The organism is Corynebacterium amycolatum, from assembly GCF_016889425.1.
Classification (GTDB): domain Bacteria; phylum Actinomycetota; class Actinomycetes; order Mycobacteriales; family Mycobacteriaceae; genus Corynebacterium; species Corynebacterium amycolatum.
The window spans coordinates 1,095,331-1,111,046 of the sequence record NZ_CP069513.1 but is presented as its reverse complement, the minus strand read 5'-3'; the positions used below and the strand labels follow the sequence as shown (position 1 = coordinate 1,111,046).

The 15,716-nt window shown below is 57.4% G+C and carries 15 protein-coding genes, 5 tRNA genes and 2 riboswitches; of the genes, 6 read left to right on the top strand and 14 right to left on the bottom strand.

Features of this window, described 5'->3' with window-relative positions; all coding sequences use genetic code 11:
• Positions 1-643: 643 nt before the first annotated feature.
• Positions 644-1,906 carry a UDP-N-acetylglucosamine 1-carboxyvinyltransferase gene (gene murA / locus I6J19_RS04905; RefSeq protein WP_235191268.1) on the bottom strand — a complete coding sequence of 421 codons (1,263 nt, stop codon included), beginning with the start codon at positions 1,904-1,906 and terminating at the stop codon, positions 644-646.
• A gap of 47 nt (positions 1,907-1,953) precedes the next feature.
• Here murA and I6J19_RS04900 point away from each other — a divergent pair, with 47 nt between their 5' ends.
• On the top strand, positions 1,954-2,574 hold the full coding sequence (locus I6J19_RS04900; protein WP_038626450.1) for a cob(I)yrinic acid a,c-diamide adenosyltransferase: 621 nt from the start codon (positions 1,954-1,956) through the stop codon (positions 2,572-2,574).
• Between the two features lie 40 nt (positions 2,575-2,614).
• Here I6J19_RS04900 and ramA read toward each other — a convergent pair whose 3' ends face one another.
• The 5 genes from ramA to I6J19_RS04875 all read right to left on the bottom strand — a co-directional run bounded on the left by ramA (position 2,615) and on the right by I6J19_RS04875 (position 7,137).
• A complete protein-coding gene (ramA, locus tag I6J19_RS04895; RefSeq protein ID WP_005511953.1) occupies positions 2,615-3,451 on the bottom strand; it encodes an acetate metabolism transcriptional regulator RamA in 837 nt (278 codons plus the stop codon).
• A gap of 460 nt (positions 3,452-3,911) precedes the next feature.
• Positions 3,912-4,182: riboswitch (cobalamin riboswitch) on the top strand.
• 195 nt (positions 4,183-4,377) lie between these two features.
• Positions 4,378-5,202, bottom strand: a complete 825-nt coding sequence (locus I6J19_RS04890) for an energy-coupling factor ABC transporter ATP-binding protein (protein WP_038626451.1) — start codon at positions 5,200-5,202, stop codon at positions 4,378-4,380.
• A gap of 2 nt (positions 5,203-5,204) precedes the next feature.
• The gene (gene cbiQ / locus I6J19_RS04885) at positions 5,205-5,942 is read right to left on the bottom strand and encodes a cobalt ECF transporter T component CbiQ (protein ID WP_038626453.1); all 738 of its coding nucleotides are present in this window, start codon (positions 5,940-5,942) and stop codon (positions 5,205-5,207) included.
• Entirely contained in the window at positions 5,939-6,316 is a 378-nt protein-coding gene (locus I6J19_RS04880) for an energy-coupling factor ABC transporter substrate-binding protein (protein ID WP_038626455.1), read from the bottom strand. Before I6J19_RS04880 ends, cbiQ begins: the two co-directional genes overlap by 4 nt.
• 38 nt (positions 6,317-6,354) lie before the next feature.
• Positions 6,355-7,137 carry an energy-coupling factor ABC transporter permease gene (locus I6J19_RS04875; RefSeq protein ID WP_038626457.1) on the bottom strand — a complete coding sequence of 261 codons (783 nt, stop codon included), beginning with the start codon at positions 7,135-7,137 and terminating at the stop codon, positions 6,355-6,357.
• Positions 7,138-7,204: 67 nt separating this feature from the next.
• Positions 7,205-7,472, bottom strand: a riboswitch (cobalamin riboswitch).
• Between the two features lie 301 nt (positions 7,473-7,773).
• On the opposite strand from I6J19_RS04875, the gene cysK reads away from it, so the two are divergent.
• Positions 7,774-8,706, top strand: coding sequence for a cysteine synthase A (gene cysK / locus I6J19_RS04870; protein ID WP_038626459.1), 933 nt, complete (start codon positions 7,774-7,776; stop codon positions 8,704-8,706).
• A 114-nt stretch (positions 8,707-8,820) separates the two neighbouring features.
• Positions 8,821-9,414 (top strand): serine O-acetyltransferase EpsC, encoded by a 594-nt coding sequence (epsC, locus tag I6J19_RS04865; protein WP_016421365.1) that lies wholly within the window; start codon positions 8,821-8,823, stop codon positions 9,412-9,414.
• A gap of 102 nt (positions 9,415-9,516) precedes the next feature.
• On the opposite strand, the gene I6J19_RS04860 is transcribed toward epsC, so the two are convergent.
• From I6J19_RS04860 to I6J19_RS04835, 6 genes are all read right to left on the bottom strand, one after another.
• The gene (locus tag I6J19_RS04860; RefSeq protein WP_038626463.1) at positions 9,517-9,798 is read right to left on the bottom strand and encodes a GNAT family N-acetyltransferase; all 282 of its coding nucleotides are present in this window, start codon (positions 9,796-9,798) and stop codon (positions 9,517-9,519) included.
• 107 nt (positions 9,799-9,905) lie between these two features.
• Entirely contained in the window at positions 9,906-10,361 is a 456-nt protein-coding gene (locus I6J19_RS04855) for a hypothetical protein (protein ID WP_038626465.1), read from the bottom strand.
• 158 nt (positions 10,362-10,519) lie between these two features.
• Positions 10,520-10,592: transfer RNA gene (locus tag I6J19_RS04850), tRNA-Phe, on the bottom strand.
• A 19-nt stretch (positions 10,593-10,611) separates the two neighbouring features.
• A tRNA-Asp gene (locus I6J19_RS04845) sits at positions 10,612-10,688 on the bottom strand.
• A 537-nt stretch (positions 10,689-11,225) separates the two neighbouring features.
• A tRNA-Asp gene (locus I6J19_RS04840) sits at positions 11,226-11,299 on the bottom strand.
• 14 nt (positions 11,300-11,313) lie between these two features.
• A tRNA-Glu gene (locus I6J19_RS04835) sits at positions 11,314-11,389 on the bottom strand.
• Between the two features lie 200 nt (positions 11,390-11,589).
• Here I6J19_RS04835 and I6J19_RS04830 point away from each other — a divergent pair.
• Complete coding sequence (locus tag I6J19_RS04830; protein WP_038626468.1) at positions 11,590-12,120, top strand: NUDIX hydrolase; 531 nt, start codon at positions 11,590-11,592, stop codon at positions 12,118-12,120.
• A gap of 75 nt (positions 12,121-12,195) precedes the next feature.
• Here I6J19_RS04830 and I6J19_RS04825 read toward each other — a convergent pair.
• Positions 12,196-12,268: transfer RNA gene (locus tag I6J19_RS04825), tRNA-Lys, on the bottom strand.
• A 237-nt stretch (positions 12,269-12,505) separates the two neighbouring features.
• Here I6J19_RS04825 and dusB point away from each other — a divergent pair.
• A complete protein-coding gene (gene dusB / locus I6J19_RS04820; RefSeq protein ID WP_038629139.1) occupies positions 12,506-13,663 on the top strand; it encodes a tRNA dihydrouridine synthase DusB in 1,158 nt (385 codons plus the stop codon).
• Between the two features lie 90 nt (positions 13,664-13,753).
• On the top strand, positions 13,754-14,491 hold the full coding sequence (gene phoU, locus I6J19_RS04815) for a phosphate signaling complex protein PhoU (RefSeq protein WP_081913963.1): 738 nt from the start codon (positions 13,754-13,756) through the stop codon (positions 14,489-14,491).
• Positions 14,492-14,933: 442 nt separating this feature from the next.
• On the opposite strand, the gene pstB is transcribed toward phoU, so the two are convergent.
• A complete protein-coding gene (gene pstB / locus I6J19_RS04810) occupies positions 14,934-15,710 on the bottom strand; it encodes a phosphate ABC transporter ATP-binding protein PstB (RefSeq protein ID WP_016421380.1) in 777 nt (258 codons plus the stop codon).
• Between the last annotated feature and the right edge of the window lie 6 nt (positions 15,711-15,716).

Here is a 15,716-nt window from a genome sequence, read left to right as displayed (position 1 = left end):
CCAAAAAACGTTCCCTCTCCCGAACCGACGAGGCCAAAAGAAAAAGGAACAAAACCATGATCTTTCCCACAAATGAAAAAACCACGCGAAAAGCACCCAAACAAGGCGCCGCCACGCAATCCATCACCCGCAAGCACAAAAGGACCCAAAACAAACAAAGGCCCCCGGCACCCACCAGCAACACACACGCAAACGACAACCAAACAAGCACTTTCCCAAAAAAGTATTAGTTAGTACATCGGCACACTATTGAGTTCTCACACAACACACACCCACAAAACAACCACCACAACCAAGCAGCAGCCACCCCGCGAGCAGCGAGAGAAAACATTAACAAACAATTAACCAGAAAGTCAAACCAACGACTCCCAGCGGCTAACCGCACGAAAACATTTCCCCCACATCAGCCAACCAAACACATAAACTGCCTGGCCGCGCTGACCTCCGAATACATTACACACACCCCACCTAAAGACACAAAACCCCAGGTAAGAGAGCGAAAACCACCACAAGCCCCACTGGAGAATCTCTCCTAACGGTTCTAAAGCATCCAGAACCGAAGACTTGCGATGGTTTTCCGCGCCATGCGTTTAACAAGCACCGTGCGCTTAGCTATTAGCCATCAGCCGGAAGCCAACGACCACTAGCTAACCCGTTCAACAGAAGCGCCGAGAGCATTTAGCGTCTCTACGAAACCCGGGTAACCGCGATCAATGTGATAGACATCGTGCACCTCGGTGACATCCCCCTCTTCAGTACACAGACCAGCCAGCACCAGACCCGCACCAGCGCGAATGTCCGAAGACCACACAGGTGCCGAACTCAGCGTTTCCTTTCCGCGAATCATCACGTGGTGGCCATCGATAGTCGCGTCAGTACCGAGGCGAATCATCTCGTCGACAAACCGGAAGCGCGATTCAAAAACGTTCTCGGTAAGCACTGACGTTCCTTCAGACACCGCAGACAGAGCAATGGCCATGGGCTGCATGTCCGTCGGAAAGCCTGGGTATGGAAGCGTTTGATAGTTCACACCCTGCGGACGCCCGTCCATACGCACGCGGAAGCCCTGCGGATAGGTCTCGACCTGAGCGCCTGCATTCTTCAGTTTTTCCAGAGGAAGATGCAGGTACTTAGGGTTGATACCAACGACCGTAATATCGCCGCCGGTCATTGCCGCAGCATAGGCCCAGGTCCCTGCGATAATTCGGTCGCCGACGACCTTGTGCTCAGTCGGGTGCAGCTTCTCGACGCCCTCAACCATGATGGTGTTCGACCCCGCACCCGAGATCCTGGCTCCCATCTCCACGAGCATCTCGCACAGGTCGACAATTTCGGGCTCACGAGCGGCGTTATCCAGCACAGTCGTACCTTCAGCGAGTACGGCCGCGGTCAGAATATTCTCGGTCGCGCCGACGGACGGGAAGTCCAGCTTGATGTTCGCACCTTCGAGCCGCCCCGCCTCAGCCACCACGCAACCGTGGTGAATATAGGTGCGTGCGCCCAATTTCTCCAGACCAGCCTGATGCATGTCCAGTGGGCGGGAACCAATTGCGTCACCACCGGGCAGTGCGACAATCGCATTACGGGTACGCGCCGTCAGCGGCCCGAGCACACAGACCGAAGCACGGAACTGGCGCACGGCGTCGAAGTCAGCGTGATGCGAGAGTTCTTCGGGCACCGTGATTTCAATCCGGTCACCCTCGCGCATCACGGAGCAGCCGAGCCCTTCGAGGACCTTCTGCATCAATGGCACGTCGTCAATTTCAGGGCAGTTCGTCAGTACTGTCGTGCCCTCGGCCAGAAGCGCCGCACCCATCAGTTTCAGAACCGAGTTCTTCGCCCCGGAAATCTGAACCTGACCGTTTAGCGTCGCTCCGCCTTTAACCAGAAATCGCTCATTTCCCACTCCCCCAGCCAACCACATTTCGCAATATCGCGCTTAGGCTTGAAACTATGAGCGTTCATCTAACTCGCATTTACACTCGCACCGGCGACGACGGCACCACTGGATTATCCGATTTCAGCCGCGTTCCCAAGGATGATTCTCGCCTTATCGCCTACGCCACGTGCGAGGAGGCCAACGCCGCACTCGGTCAGGCGCGCAGTTTCGGCGCGCTTGACGACGAGGTGTCGGCTGTCATCCGCTACGTGCAGAATGATCTCTTTGATGCCGGAGCCGACCTGGCAACACCTATTGAAGAAAACCCGAAGTACCCGCCATTGCGTATCGAGCCGGATTACATCGAGCGACTCGAGCACTGGTGTGACCAGTTCAATGAGCAACTACCAAAACTGGATTCCTTCATCCTCCCTGGAGGCACACCAGCCGCGGCACTGCTGCACACAGCTCGGGTGATTACTCGTCGGGCCGAGCGTGCGGCATGGGCTGCCTGCCGCGAGTTTCCCGAAACTACTTCAGTCCTACCGGCGAAGTATCTCAATCGCCTGTCTGACCTGTTGTTTATTCTTTCGAGAGTGGCCAACGACGGCAACGACGTTAAATGGATTCCCGGTGGAGAGCGCGAAGATGAGCGCCAAACGGCCGTAGATGCGAAAGAGCGCCGCGTTCACTAGCCAAGTTTGCTAAGAACGCGGCGCCCCGTCGTCAAGCGGTTTACGGCAGTGCGCCGATACGACGGGCTGCGTTGACAGCCTCGTAGCGAGTGTGGGCACCCAGCTTGCGCATTACGGAGCGGAGGTAGGACTTAACGGTCTCGGCACCGATGCCCATTTCCTCTGCGGCCTCGACGTTGGTGTGACCGAGGGCGACGCAGGCGAGAACATCGAGCTCACGAGCAGACAACTTGGTGGTCTGCTTAACGCGAACTGGGGTGACCATCTGGTCGCAGAGCACCTCGAGCTCCTGGCGCAGCTTCTCATCATCCACGCGGTTAGCGAGCATGCGCAGCTTGGAGTGCGTGGAGCGAACCTGCTCCCATTCAGCGCCATTCATGATGCGACCGCCCTTACCGTTACCGGAGCGATCCATATTGCGACAGGCGTCGACGACAGCGAGGTCCTGCTCCAGGCAACGGGCGGTCATTGTGACCTCTTCAAGAACCTTGTCCCCCAGGCGCACCGAGGAGTGCACGCCACCGTAGAGCACGCCACGAACAAGACGCGAAACAATCACCGGCACGGCGACCAGCGAGTGCAGGCCTTCGTCACGAATCTTGTCGTCATACTCGTGGGTAATAACCTTGGCGCGCAGGTAGTCACTGACACCCACCGGGCGGCGCGTGGCCAACACGCGACCACCGACACCCGCACCCGATTCCACAGTCAGATTCTGCAGAGCCGGGGTACGCAGGCCAACCCAGTTGTTGATCTGCATCTTAGAGTTATCGGTGACTTCCGCATACATTGTGACCGGAATACCAGTCGCATTCTTTAGGGCGACCAAGGACGACTTAATAACCTCATTGTCGTCCAGAATGCGGTGGGGATCCATCTCGCGTCCTCCTGCGTAACGGGCAAATTACTTCACTGGCACCCACAGAGGCACCATCAGCCTGTGACTTCGCGCCGACTTACACTCCTACGAAATGGCCAACTACCGCTCAGCGGCTACGGACCCTTTCGGGGGCTGTAAACCGTACAAAGTAGATAGTACCCTCCGAACGGGTACACCTGCATTAAGGCATCCGTCACACAATCTTAGGAAACAACTAGGTTTCTCTACAAGTACGTAAAGAAAATACCAGGATAAATCCTGTCATTAGCCCCGCCTCGGCCGAATGGATACAAGGCAGGGGTAGCTATTTTTCCGCTAATAAACTGCGTGAATGTTGATAACAGAGGGTAATGAACGGCGTTTTACCCCCAATGCGGACATTTTCGAAAAACACTGTCGCTGATTTACTTTGGTGCGCTATTGTCATTCATGCAACAGGTTTTGTTGAGTTCCACTTTCAATGCTACGTCCTCCACGTGGTTGTCCGAAGGTGGTGCACAGCAAACGCAAGAGGGAATCCGGTGCAATTCCGGAACTGTCCCGCAGCGGTAATCTGGAACAAAATTCGCCAACGGCACTGAGGTTATTTCAACCTTGGGAAGCGGCGAAAAGTAGGAAAATTGATAATAAGGTTCTGCACGTAAGCATCGAAGCAAGCGGCAGTCGTCATCCCCTTATTGTCGGTCACGCCAGGAAGTCCGAATACCTGCCTGATGCGCCGAAGACACTGCAAAGTGCCACGGCCACGGAGATCGCCCGCGGACAGGTGTGACGTGAAATGGAAGCGAAGAAATGCGACAGCTTCGCCTATATTTCTAGGCCTATCTTTATAGGCATTGCGCCCTACCCGCGGGCGTTTCTCTCATTTTTAGCGTGGTTTAGCTGCACATATCGATGAGCTATTCACCAACCAAACCGCTCGCCTAAACATCTTCTGGATGGAGCACATCTCGCCCAATCGCCTTGGAGACTACGGGCGCCCAAGGCAAAGCCAATCGAGCATGTTCGACCAACCGTCGATCCGCCAAAATTTCCTCTTTGGAGCCAACTCGCAGTTTGCCGTCGGCAAGCACTGCTGCCCGATCGGCGAAATTCCACGCGAAGTCGATATCGTGCGTGGCGACGACGACGGCTGTGCCCTGATCGCGCAATTGATCGAGCGTGTGTGCAAGCTTTCGGGTCGCCTGCGGATCGAGGCCGGCGGAGGGCTCGTCGAGAAGCAGGACGCGTGGGTGCATCGCCAGTGCGCCTGCGAGAGCGACGCGCTTGCGCTGACCATAGGAGAGCTGGTGCGGGACGCGTTCGGCGAGATCGGTGATTTCGGCGGTGCCTAGAGCCTCTCGGACGCGCCGCTCGACTTCCTCGTTCTCCAGCCCCAGGTTGACGGGACCGAAAGAGACATCTGCAAACACGCTAGCCGCGAAGATTTGCTCATCCGGATCCTGCGTGACCATCTGTACTGAGCGGCGAACCGTATTGCGGCCGTGCCGGGAGTACTTATAGGCGGTGCCATCAAGGCGAACCTCACCGCCATCGGGCTTAGACGCTCCCGCGAGCATACGCAACAGCGTGGATTTGCCAGAACCGTTTGCGCCCAATAGTGCTAGGCGCTCGCCACCCGAAATTGCCAGCTCCACGCCTTTCAGGACGTGGGTTTCGTCATAAGCGAATGTAACTGCGGCCGCTTCCACAATGGCGCCGCTGGCACCATCCACGCGATCAGCGCTATTTTTCCTACTGATCGACATCCCTATACACCCCATTTCAGCAGCGCCCAGGCCGCAATCAACGACAAAAGTAATGCACTGGATATCGCGAGGAACTTCGGCTGGCTCGGCCGCGAAATAACCAGTACTTTCATTGCGCTCGGATCGGCACGCAGCTCAATTCCTTCTTGCATCTTGCGGGCTCGAGCAAAAGCGATGACAAAGAGGCTGGCGGACTGCGCCGCGACATCACGAATCATCGCCCGGCGCGTGGAGTGCCCAAGACGTCGCGCTTGGGCTTCTGTCATTGAGTGCGCGGAGTGAATCAGCACGCCAGTCATCCGATAAATCACTTCAGCAAGGTACGTCAGGTACCGAGGCATGCCACGTTTGTCGAGCCACGCAATGAGCTCCGAAATCGGAGTGGTCAGCGCAAAGACCATCGTGCAGCTGATACCCGCAAACGAACGCATCACAACCTGCGCCATTCGCTGCGGGCCATCCGGCGACCACGCGAGACCGTCGGGAGTAAGCGCTACCAAAATCGGAAACGCGCCGACGAGCACAAAAACCGCCGGTGCCAGCACCATTGCCACATACAGCTTGCGGGGCACCCGGGCTATGTACGCAATAAACCAAGCAATGACCGCAATGACCGGCGCAAAGGGAATTGGCGGAAGCGCAACCGCCAGAATCAACAGCCCACCGAGCAGCAGGATCTTTTCGCCCACGTTACGGCGCGCCCAAGCGCTGCGCGCCGCTGCGGCTTCTAGCGCATTCACTGCTCTTTCTCGCGCTTGTCTGAACGCGCAGCAGCCTTCCCTCGGTAGAAGCCAATAACGTAGAACAGGACGCCAGCACCGATAACGGCCTGGAGCGCGAACAGACCCGACTCGACCTCACCCGGCAGTTCGCCGACGAGTGGCTCGAACCACGGCTCGTAGTTCGGGTCCATTTCCTGAATTGTCTCCGTAGCGGTGGCATCAGTGCCGGCGAACGGCTCCTCTGCGTCGTCGTCGCCGTAGTTGAAGAACAGCGGGAACATGGCAATTACGACTACCAGGACAATAAGACCGACGCTGCCCCACACGGAGTTCTTCTTCGGCCGGCTAGCTGCCTGTGCGTCGACAATCTGCGCGTTGTTTTTTGCATTCATAATCGTGCTCTCTTTCGCTTCTTTTCGCTTGACGACGGCTACTGCTTCTGGCCGGATACGGATGCAGCTGAAGCATTCTGCGAAGTGGCAGACCCTGCAACAGCGTTGGTTGTGGTGTCTGCAGCTTTCGCCTCCAGCGCCGGTGCTGGCGCATCGCCGAAGCGGGACAGGAAGCCGAGATCGAGGAGCTCAGTGTGTGCCACTGCCAGCAGGGTGCGCATGAGAATGACGGTGACGAGAGCCTCGATGATTGCCAGCGGAATCTGCGTGATAGCGAACAGGCCGAGGAATGTAGCCAGCGCGCCGCCAACACCGCCCGGGTTTGCCGGGTGCGCAAGAGCGAGCTGCATGGAGGTCACGACGTAGGTGGAGAGGTCAGCGAAGAACGCTGCCATAAACACACCTGGCAGCAGGCCTCCACCGAGCTTTCGAGTCAATACGTAGAAGGCGTAGCCGACCCACGGGCCGACGATTGCCATGGAGAAGATGTTCGCACCGAGCGTCGTAATGCCGCCGTGAGCGAGCAAGATTGCTTGGAAGAGCAACACGATGGAGCCAAGCAGCGCCATCACCGGAGGTTTGAAGATTACAGCACCAAAACCCGTACCTGTCGGGTGCGAAGTGGAACCCGTCACGGATGGAATCTTGATTGCGGAGAGCACGAAAGTAAACGCACCGGCAGCACCGAGCAGCATGCCGCTACCGGGATGCTGTTTCATAGTGCGCTTGGCTTGAACTGCGCCGTGAATGACAAAGGGAGCGGCAGCTACACCCCACCCAATGCAATGAGTAACTGGGAGAAATCCCTCAGCAATATGCATGATGTAAATCTTCTTTCTGCGGCGCTATTCACCTCGACAGCACCGCTCGACCGCCAATCCGCGGACGCGAATTGGATGATTTACAGTCGGTCTCCTGGCTAATGGGCTGAGGAAAGCTTCACACTTCTATTAATGCCTCGCCTCCTTCCCCAAAGGTTTGAGTCCCCCTGAGTGGCTTCGACGAAGCACCGCAATCATCGGATCCATTGCCTGCGTTTTCGGTTATCGCATATAACCGCTGTGCAGATAACGGCCGCAATCGCGCCCAATCACAGTGGCGAGGGCCGCTGCCTATTTACAAGGCATTCCCGTGCACCGTAAATCACGTCTCAGAATAGTGGATTCTAAGGAACTTTACGGCTCTTTACCCTCACAATGGAGGTAAAGACGAGCAGGGCAATCACATAGCGTTAACGTGGTAAGAGCAGGAGCATTGCGAAATCAGCGGTGTGACTGCGACGGTGCCGGCCGCGGCGGCTGTGACGGTGGTAACACCGGAATTAACAGCCCCCTTCCCCACGCAATTCCCAAAATAGACGAACTGGTCTGTACTAATTGCAGCATCAGGCGTACACTACGGCTACACGCGAAAACTCATTAGGAAGTCCTCTGTGATTTCCGGAATGGATAAGATTAATGACTATTTATAACGATGTCACTGAACTGATCGGCAACACCCCGCTGGTTAAGCTCAACCGTGTTACCGAGGGCCTGCCGGGCAACGTGATTGCCAAGCTGGAGTTTTACAACCCTGCCAACTCGGTCAAGGACCGCATCGGCAACGCAATTATCGATGCCGCCGAGCGCTCTGGCGAGCTCAATCCGGGCGGAACCATCGTCGAGGGTACCTCGGGCAACACCGGTATCGCGCTGGCAATGGTCGGCGCAGCCCGCGGTTACAAGGTCATTCTCACTATGCCGGACACCATGAGCCAGGAGCGCCGCGTCGTTCTGCGCGCATTCGGCGCTGAGCTTGTACTCACCCCGGGCGCAGATGGCATGCGCGGTGCTGTCGATAAGGCCAACGAAATCGTGGCTAACACCGACAATGCAATCCTGGCTTCCCAGTTCGCCAACCCGGCCAACCCGGCTATCCACGAGGCAACCACTGGTGAAGAAATCTGGGAAGCTACCGACGGCAAGGTTGATTACTTCGTGGCTGGAGTCGGCACCGGCGGCACCATTACCGGTGCTGGTCGCACGCTGAAGAAGCACAACTCGGACATCAAGCTGGTGGCCGTTGAGCCGAAGGCCTCCCCACTGCTGACCGAGGGCACCGCCGGCCCGCACAAGATTCAGGGCCTGGGCGCAAACTTTATCCCAGAGGTTCTCGACCAGGAGCTTCTCGACGAGATTATTGCGGTTACCAACGAGGACGCTATTGAGGTCTCCCGCAAGGTTGCTGCAGCCGAGGGCATCCTCGGCGGCATTTCCGCCGGTGCAAACATCAAGGCTGCTCTCGAGATTGCAGCCCGCCCGGAGGCTGAGGGCAAGAACATCGTCGTGATTGTCCCTGACTTCGGCGAGCGCTACGTCTCCTCCATCCTGTACGAGGACCTGCGCGACTAAAACCAAGCGCTATAAGCGCCCGTAACCTTCTCTGCAGAGCCCGCTAGCTGGCACTTTCCGTCGGCAAGCGGGTTTTGCATTGCCCACACTTCCGACCAGATAGAATTGACGCCCATGAGTGACTTTTTCCGAATCCTCAAAGAGGATCTGGACAATGCCCGTGCGCATGACCCAGCTGCGCGCAGTGATGTAGAAAATGCCATTGTCTACTCCGGCCTACACGCAATCTGGATTCACCGATTCTCGCACCGCCTCTGGAAACGAGGCGGGATTTTCAAGGGCATTGCACGAGTACTCGCACAGTTTTCCCGTTGGCTGACTGGTATTGAGATTCACCCGGGCGCTCAAATTGGCCGAAGGTTCTTCATCGACCACGGCATGGGCATCGTCATTGGTGAAACCGCAGAGATCGGTGACGGCTGCATGCTCTACCACGGTGTGACACTCGGCGGCCGCTCACTGGAGAAGGTAAAACGCCACCCAACTCTGGAGGACAACGTCACCGTCGGGGCAGGTGCGAAAGTCCTTGGCCCGATCACAATTGGTGCGGGTTCATCGATTGGCGCCAACTCCGTGGTCACCCACAGCTGCCCACCCGATTCCATCGTGATAGGGATTCCGGGCCGCGTACGCCCTGCCAAGCCCGGCGAACACAAGCCGTTGTGCGATCCGGCGGTGTACGTCCAGGGTGACGGGGACTTCATCTAGCCCTGCCCTAAAGCTATCTCTACGCATAAATAAGCCGACCGGCTGCTCTTGCTATCGTGAGCAGCCGGTCGGTTTCTTTATGCGTTCTTTGCCCTTCAGCGACTAGTCAACCAGTAGATCCTGGTATTCCGGGTTTTTCTCGACGAAGTTGGCAACAGCGGAGCAGCTGGTGCGAATCTTGCGGTTGTTCTTCCGAACATCATCCAGCGCACCTGCGATAAGCGGCTTGGACAGGCCTTGTCCACGGAATTTGCCATCTACTACCGTGTGGTCAAAATCCAGGGCACCTTCCACCGGGGTGTAAGCGGCAAAACCGGCCTCTTCTCCCTCTACGGTGAGAACGTAGCGCTGACCGGCCTCATCATGCGAAATAGTGTGTGCCATTTTCGGAATCACTTCCCTCTCGTGGTTGTGAAGCGTCGTCATTGCAAACGACTCTTAGGATGTAACCCAGATAACAGCTCTCGCTTCGGATTAATTCCGAATCCTGGCTAATTCTGCACTAGCGGGGGTTCGCCCGGGTGCTCGTCGGCACGCCCGACAGCGACACGGCACGGGACATCGCCCTTCGCGACCTTAGCCGCAGCCTCACCTTCTGCCCACCCCGGGCTGACGGCCTCAGCGAGCGGGCCTGCCAAATCCGCCATTTCGCAGTGAGAAAGCCCCGGAGCCACCACACTGATGCGATAACGCTTCCGATCCCCCGGATCCATGCCTGGGTTGGCCTCCGCCCACAAATCAGCGAGCGAAGAGGTGCGCCCCACATCGGGCATGACATCCTCGTAGACGTTGACTTCCTGATCCGGAATCAGTTCCGCGAGCACCCCACGAACCTTCTCAGCAGCCGATTGGCTGCCCTCAGCATCCGTGTAGACGAAGATGCGCACGACCCACGGCAGCGTCTTATCGTGGGACAGCGTTCCTGCTGAGGCGAATTCCTTACTCATGCACAACATCCTATCCGCTAGGGTGTGCACGCGGTTTAATTTCCCCCACTTTAAGGTTTTCGCACGGCGCAATGCACTTTGCTTTACGACGATTCCCGCGACAAACACCTGGTAAAAACAAAGAATCCCCGGTCCGTTTCCGGACTGGGGATTAATTGTGGCCAGAAGCGGGATCGAACCGCTGACCTTCCACTTTTCAGGCGGACGCTCTACCGACTGAGCTATCTGGCCAGACTTGAAATTAATCAAGTGGCGACCCTGACGGGACTTGAACCCGCGACCTCCGCCGTGACAGGGCGGCGCGCTAACCAACTGCGCCACAGGGCCTTAAATGCTGTGCTCATCTTTCTGGATTACCAGCGCTGCGCACGAGTTGTTACTCTACAGAACAGCGCTAAACATAAGCAAATCGCCAGTTCATAGCAGATATTTTAAGTTGAAAACTGACATCTGGCCCCGGGGCTCGGGGCAACCTAGACTGTGGCACCCCGGTGGCAGCGACGGGTTAACAGACAAAAGTATGTCCGCTCAGTATGTCGCCGGGTGGACGCTTTTTGCCACTTAGCTCTTAATGCGAGTTACTGACTGCGTTTATGTCAAAAATGGCCCGAAAAATGGCCTGGAAGTGTCATAAACTCGCACAGTTTCACATTTGCAGCCCACATTCGCTTGTGCAGCCCGCAATCTTTCGGACTGTCAGTTTTGCTACTTGACCCCGGGTTGTGGAGCTGCCGCAGTTGGGGGGGCAGTCACTATCTTGAGAATCAAACACACTTTTTGCCCCCCCACACATACCGACGCCCAGCGCACCACTAACCAAAAGCAAAAAACACCAGCTCCAACCGGAACTGGTGTTTAGAATTGCGACCCTGACGGGACTTGAACCCGCGACCTCCGCCGTGACAGGGCGGCGCGCTAACCAACTGCGCCACAGGGCCATCATGATTTTTAGTGGTACTCCCAACGGGATTCGAACCCGTGTTGCCGCCGTGAAAGGGCGGAGTCCTAGGCCTCTAGACGATGGGAGCCCGACTTGACGCTGCAAAGAGCTGGCCACTCAATGACACATTCCGCGTACTTCTGCAGTGCATGAACACTGTATTTGCGCGCGCTCTTGGCAACGTAAAGAACTATAGAGGATAAGTACCCTTTTCCCAAAATCCACAGCTGAACTGGAATTTCTTACTATTTACGAAAGCACTATTAGCGCTCCGATAAGCTCGTCACTATGGCAACTCCGGATTTCATTGTTCAGCTCCGCGAAAAAATAGGCCACGCTCCGCTATGGCTCCCCGGTGTCACAGCTGTCGTCATTCGCGATGTTCCGCCGAATGCACCGATGTACGCCCTGCCTGAGGTATTGCTGGTTCGCCGCTCCGATAATGGGGAATGGACTCCAGTTACCGGAATCATCGACCCAAACGAGCAGCCTCACGACGCCGCCGTGCGGGAGGTAAAGGAAGAAACTGGACTCGATGTCACAGTCGAGGCCCTGCTCGGCACCGGCGCCGTCGGCCCTGTCGAATACCCCAATGGCGATGTCACCTCTTACGTGGATATCGCCATGCGCTGCAGTGTTGTTGGCGACGACGTCCCCCATGTCGCTGACGACGAATCGACCGAAGTCGGATGGTTTCAGATCTCACAGATGCCACCTATGAAGCCACGCTTCCGTCTAATAGTCGCCGATGCTGTCGCGCAGCTCAAGCACCCCGCGGGCTTCAAGCCGCGAATGGGTTACCACAAGCGGGAGAAGTAGCTGCCGCGAAAGGGCAAAACAGGCAAGATACGACAAAACCCCAGGTTACTAATGACCTGGGGTTTTGCGTGCTTGTGGGCCCTGCGGGGCTCGAACCCGCGACCTGCGGATTAAAAGTCCGTAGCTCTACCAACTGAGCTAAAGGCCCGCGCAAGAAAATAGCCTAGCAATTGCGCGCCAACTTTTAATAATCACCCCACACTTGCGATGGAACTACTGAAACACTCGTGGGATAAATGAGCGCAGTCAAACGCACGACCAATCCAACCGGCCGACCAAAACAGATTCGAAAACGGCAGTTCAGCGTGACACAATACTGTACGTGTTAGATACCTCCACGAGTCCACTCAGCGCCGCCAAGCCCGCCGATGCCACGTCCGCGCACATGCACATCGGCCCCTTTGAGCTCGCCTCCCCCGTGGTACTCGCTCCGATGGCCGGTGTCACCAACGTGGCATTCCGCACGCTGTGCCGCGAGCAGGAGCTGCAGCGTACAGGCACGGTCTCCGGCCTCTATGTCTGCGAGATGGTCACCGCGCGAGCACTGGTCGAGCGCAACGAGAAGACCATGCACATGACCACCTTCGCGCCCAACGAAAACCCGCGCAGCCTGCAGCTCTACACCACTGACCCAAAGTGGACCTACGAGGCCGCGAAGATGATCGTCGACGAAAACCTCGCCGACCACATCGATATGAACTTCGGCTGCCCGGTACCTAAGGTTACCCGCAAGGGCGGCGGTTCAGCACTGCCGTATAAGCGCCGCCTCTTCGGCAACATCGTCGCCGCTGCTGTCAGGGCCACGGAGGGCACCGACATTCCGGTGACCGTGAAATTCCGCGTCGGTATCGACGACGAGCACCACACGCATCTCGATGCCGGCCGCATCGCCGCCGAGATGGGTGCCCAGGCTGTGGCTCTGCACGCCCGCACCGCGGCGCAGCGCTACTCCGGTCACGCCGACTGGTCGCAAATCGAGCGATTGAAGGAGCACATGGTCGACTCCGGCTTCAGCAATATCCCGGTGCTTGGCAACGGCGACATCTTCGCCTCTACCGATGCCCGCAAAATGCTCGACGAGACCGGCTGCGACGGTGTCGTCGTCGGTCGTGGCTGCCTTGGTCGCCCGTGGCTATTCGCGCAGTTGTCCGCCGAGCTGCGTGGCAAAGAAGTGCCGCCGGCACCAACATTTGGTGAGGTCGCGGGGATTATCCGTCGTCACGCGGAACTACTCGTGGAGCACGAGGGCGAGCGTAAGGGTTGCCGCGACCTGCGCAAGCACATCGCCTGGTACCTGCGGGGATACCCGGCAGGCGGCGAGGTGCGCAAGTCTCTCGCACGCGTCGATTCGCTGGCAACGCTCGACGAGATTCTCACGCCGCTTTACGACGGCCCCAGCGCCCACGCCCGCCCGGAGGACGCCGACGGCGCCCGCGGCCGACAGGGATCCCCTGCAAAGGTGGTCTTGCCGGAGGGCTGGCTGGACGACCCGGAGGACGACACCGTGCCTGAAGGCGCGGAGATTATGCACTCCGGTGGCTAAGCTTCGGTTCTGAGCGAGTGTTTACATAACTTTACGAGGGGTAATTGGGGGCTCCCCACTAACGCGCGACCTTGTTGAGGATTGCCTACTATGGAACGCATGCGCACTGTCTACCGAGAACAAATGGACAACTTGGCCCACAGTCTGATTGTGATGTGTGACCGAGTTGGATCCATGCACAAGCTTGCGAACAAGGCCCTCTTTGAGGCTGATTTAGTCTCGGCTGAAACCGTTCTTTCCCAGATTGATTCTCTCGAGGACCTGCGCCAGGATGCGGAGCAGCGAGCCTTTGAACTGTTGGCACGCGAAGCTCCTGTAGCTGGTGACCTCCGGCAGATTGTCAGTGGTCTCTACATTGTCGAAGACATCTCCCGCATGGGCGCGTTGAGTGTGCATATTGCCAACGTTGCCCGGCGTCGCCACCCGAACAAGGCACTGCCGGAGCCCGTGGAGGGATTCTTCCGCGAGATGGCCGCGGTATCTGAGCAGATGACGCACGAAACCCGTCAGGTACTCATCGACTACAACGTTGACCAGGCATTGGCCTTAGATAAGACCGATGACAGCATCGACGACATCCATCAGCACCTGTTTACGCTGACCAACGACGATAATTGGCCACACACCCCCGCGCAGACGGTGGATGTCACCCTGCTGAGTCGCTTCTACGAGCGCTACGCGGATCACGCCGTCGAGGTTGCGGCCCGGATTGTTTACCTGGCCACCGGTTACAAGCGCGATGTCTACCTGGACAAGCTTGAGGACGAGCGCGACCAGCGCAGCTTTAACCAACGCCTGCAGGCCTTGGAGCGTCACCTGCGGATGTAGGTTCGTGAAGTTGCAGGCTGCTGGGGTGAGTGTTGGGTTGCTCAGGAGGGCTGGGTGTTGTGCTGCTGAGCTGGGTGTTGGACTGCTCGGCGGGTTTCAGGCCGGAGTGGAGCCGTTTTTAAGTCACACCAGGCTAAACACCGCCCCAGCCAAACACCGCCCCACCCCGAGAAAGTGACTAGGTTTATGACACTTTACTGCGAGTAAACGTTATTCATCTGACATAAACCTAGTCAGTAACTGTTTGATCCCGCCACAAAAACTGTGTGCCCCGGCACAAAACACCTCCGCGGTTAGACAATCGGGTGGCAAAACATGTGCTCGACATAGCAATCTCATAAACCGCAACAACAAAAAGAGCCCCGTACCTCACGCGTGTGCACGCGAGGTACGGGGCTCTTGCTTTTTGATTATTTTGGCTATTAAGGCATACGCAAAGCGTTTAGCCGAAGCGACCGGAGATGTAGTCCTCGGTTTCCTTCTTGTCCGGATTCTCGAAGATCTTCTTGGTCGGGCCAACCTCGACCAGGCGACCCGGCTTACCGGTTGCCTCGAGGGAGAAGAATGCGGTCTGATCGGACACACGAGCTGCCTGCTGCATGTTGTGGGTCACGATGACGATGGTGAATTCTTCCTTCAGCTCGTGAATCAGGTCCTCGATTGCCAGGGTGGAAATCGGGTCCAGTGCGGAACACGGCTCGTCCATCAGCAGAACTTCCGGCTCAACTGCAATTGCGCGTGCGATGCACAGACGCTGCTGCTGACCACCGGAGAGGCCGCCGCCCGGCTTGTCCAGGCGGTCCTTGACCTCATCCCAGAGGTTGGCGCCGCGCAGGGACTTCTCGGCAACCTCCTGGAGATGAGCCTTGTTCTTAACACCGGCCAACTTCAGACCAGCCACGACATTGTCCTCGATGGACATGGTCGGGAACGGGTTCGGACGCTGGAACACCATACCGATGGTGTTACGAACGGAGACCGGGTCGATCTTCGGGCCATAGATGTTTTCGCCGTCGAGAAGCACCTCGCCAGTGACGTAGGCACCCGGGATGACCTCGTGCATACGGTTCAGCGAACGGAGCACGGTGGACTTACCACAGCCGGACGGGCCAATGAATGCGGTAACGGAACGCGGCGGGACGTGCAGGTCGACGTTCTGCACAGCGTGGAAATCGCCGTAGTAGATGTTGACATCGTTAAGGTCTAGGCGCTTAGCCATGGTCTT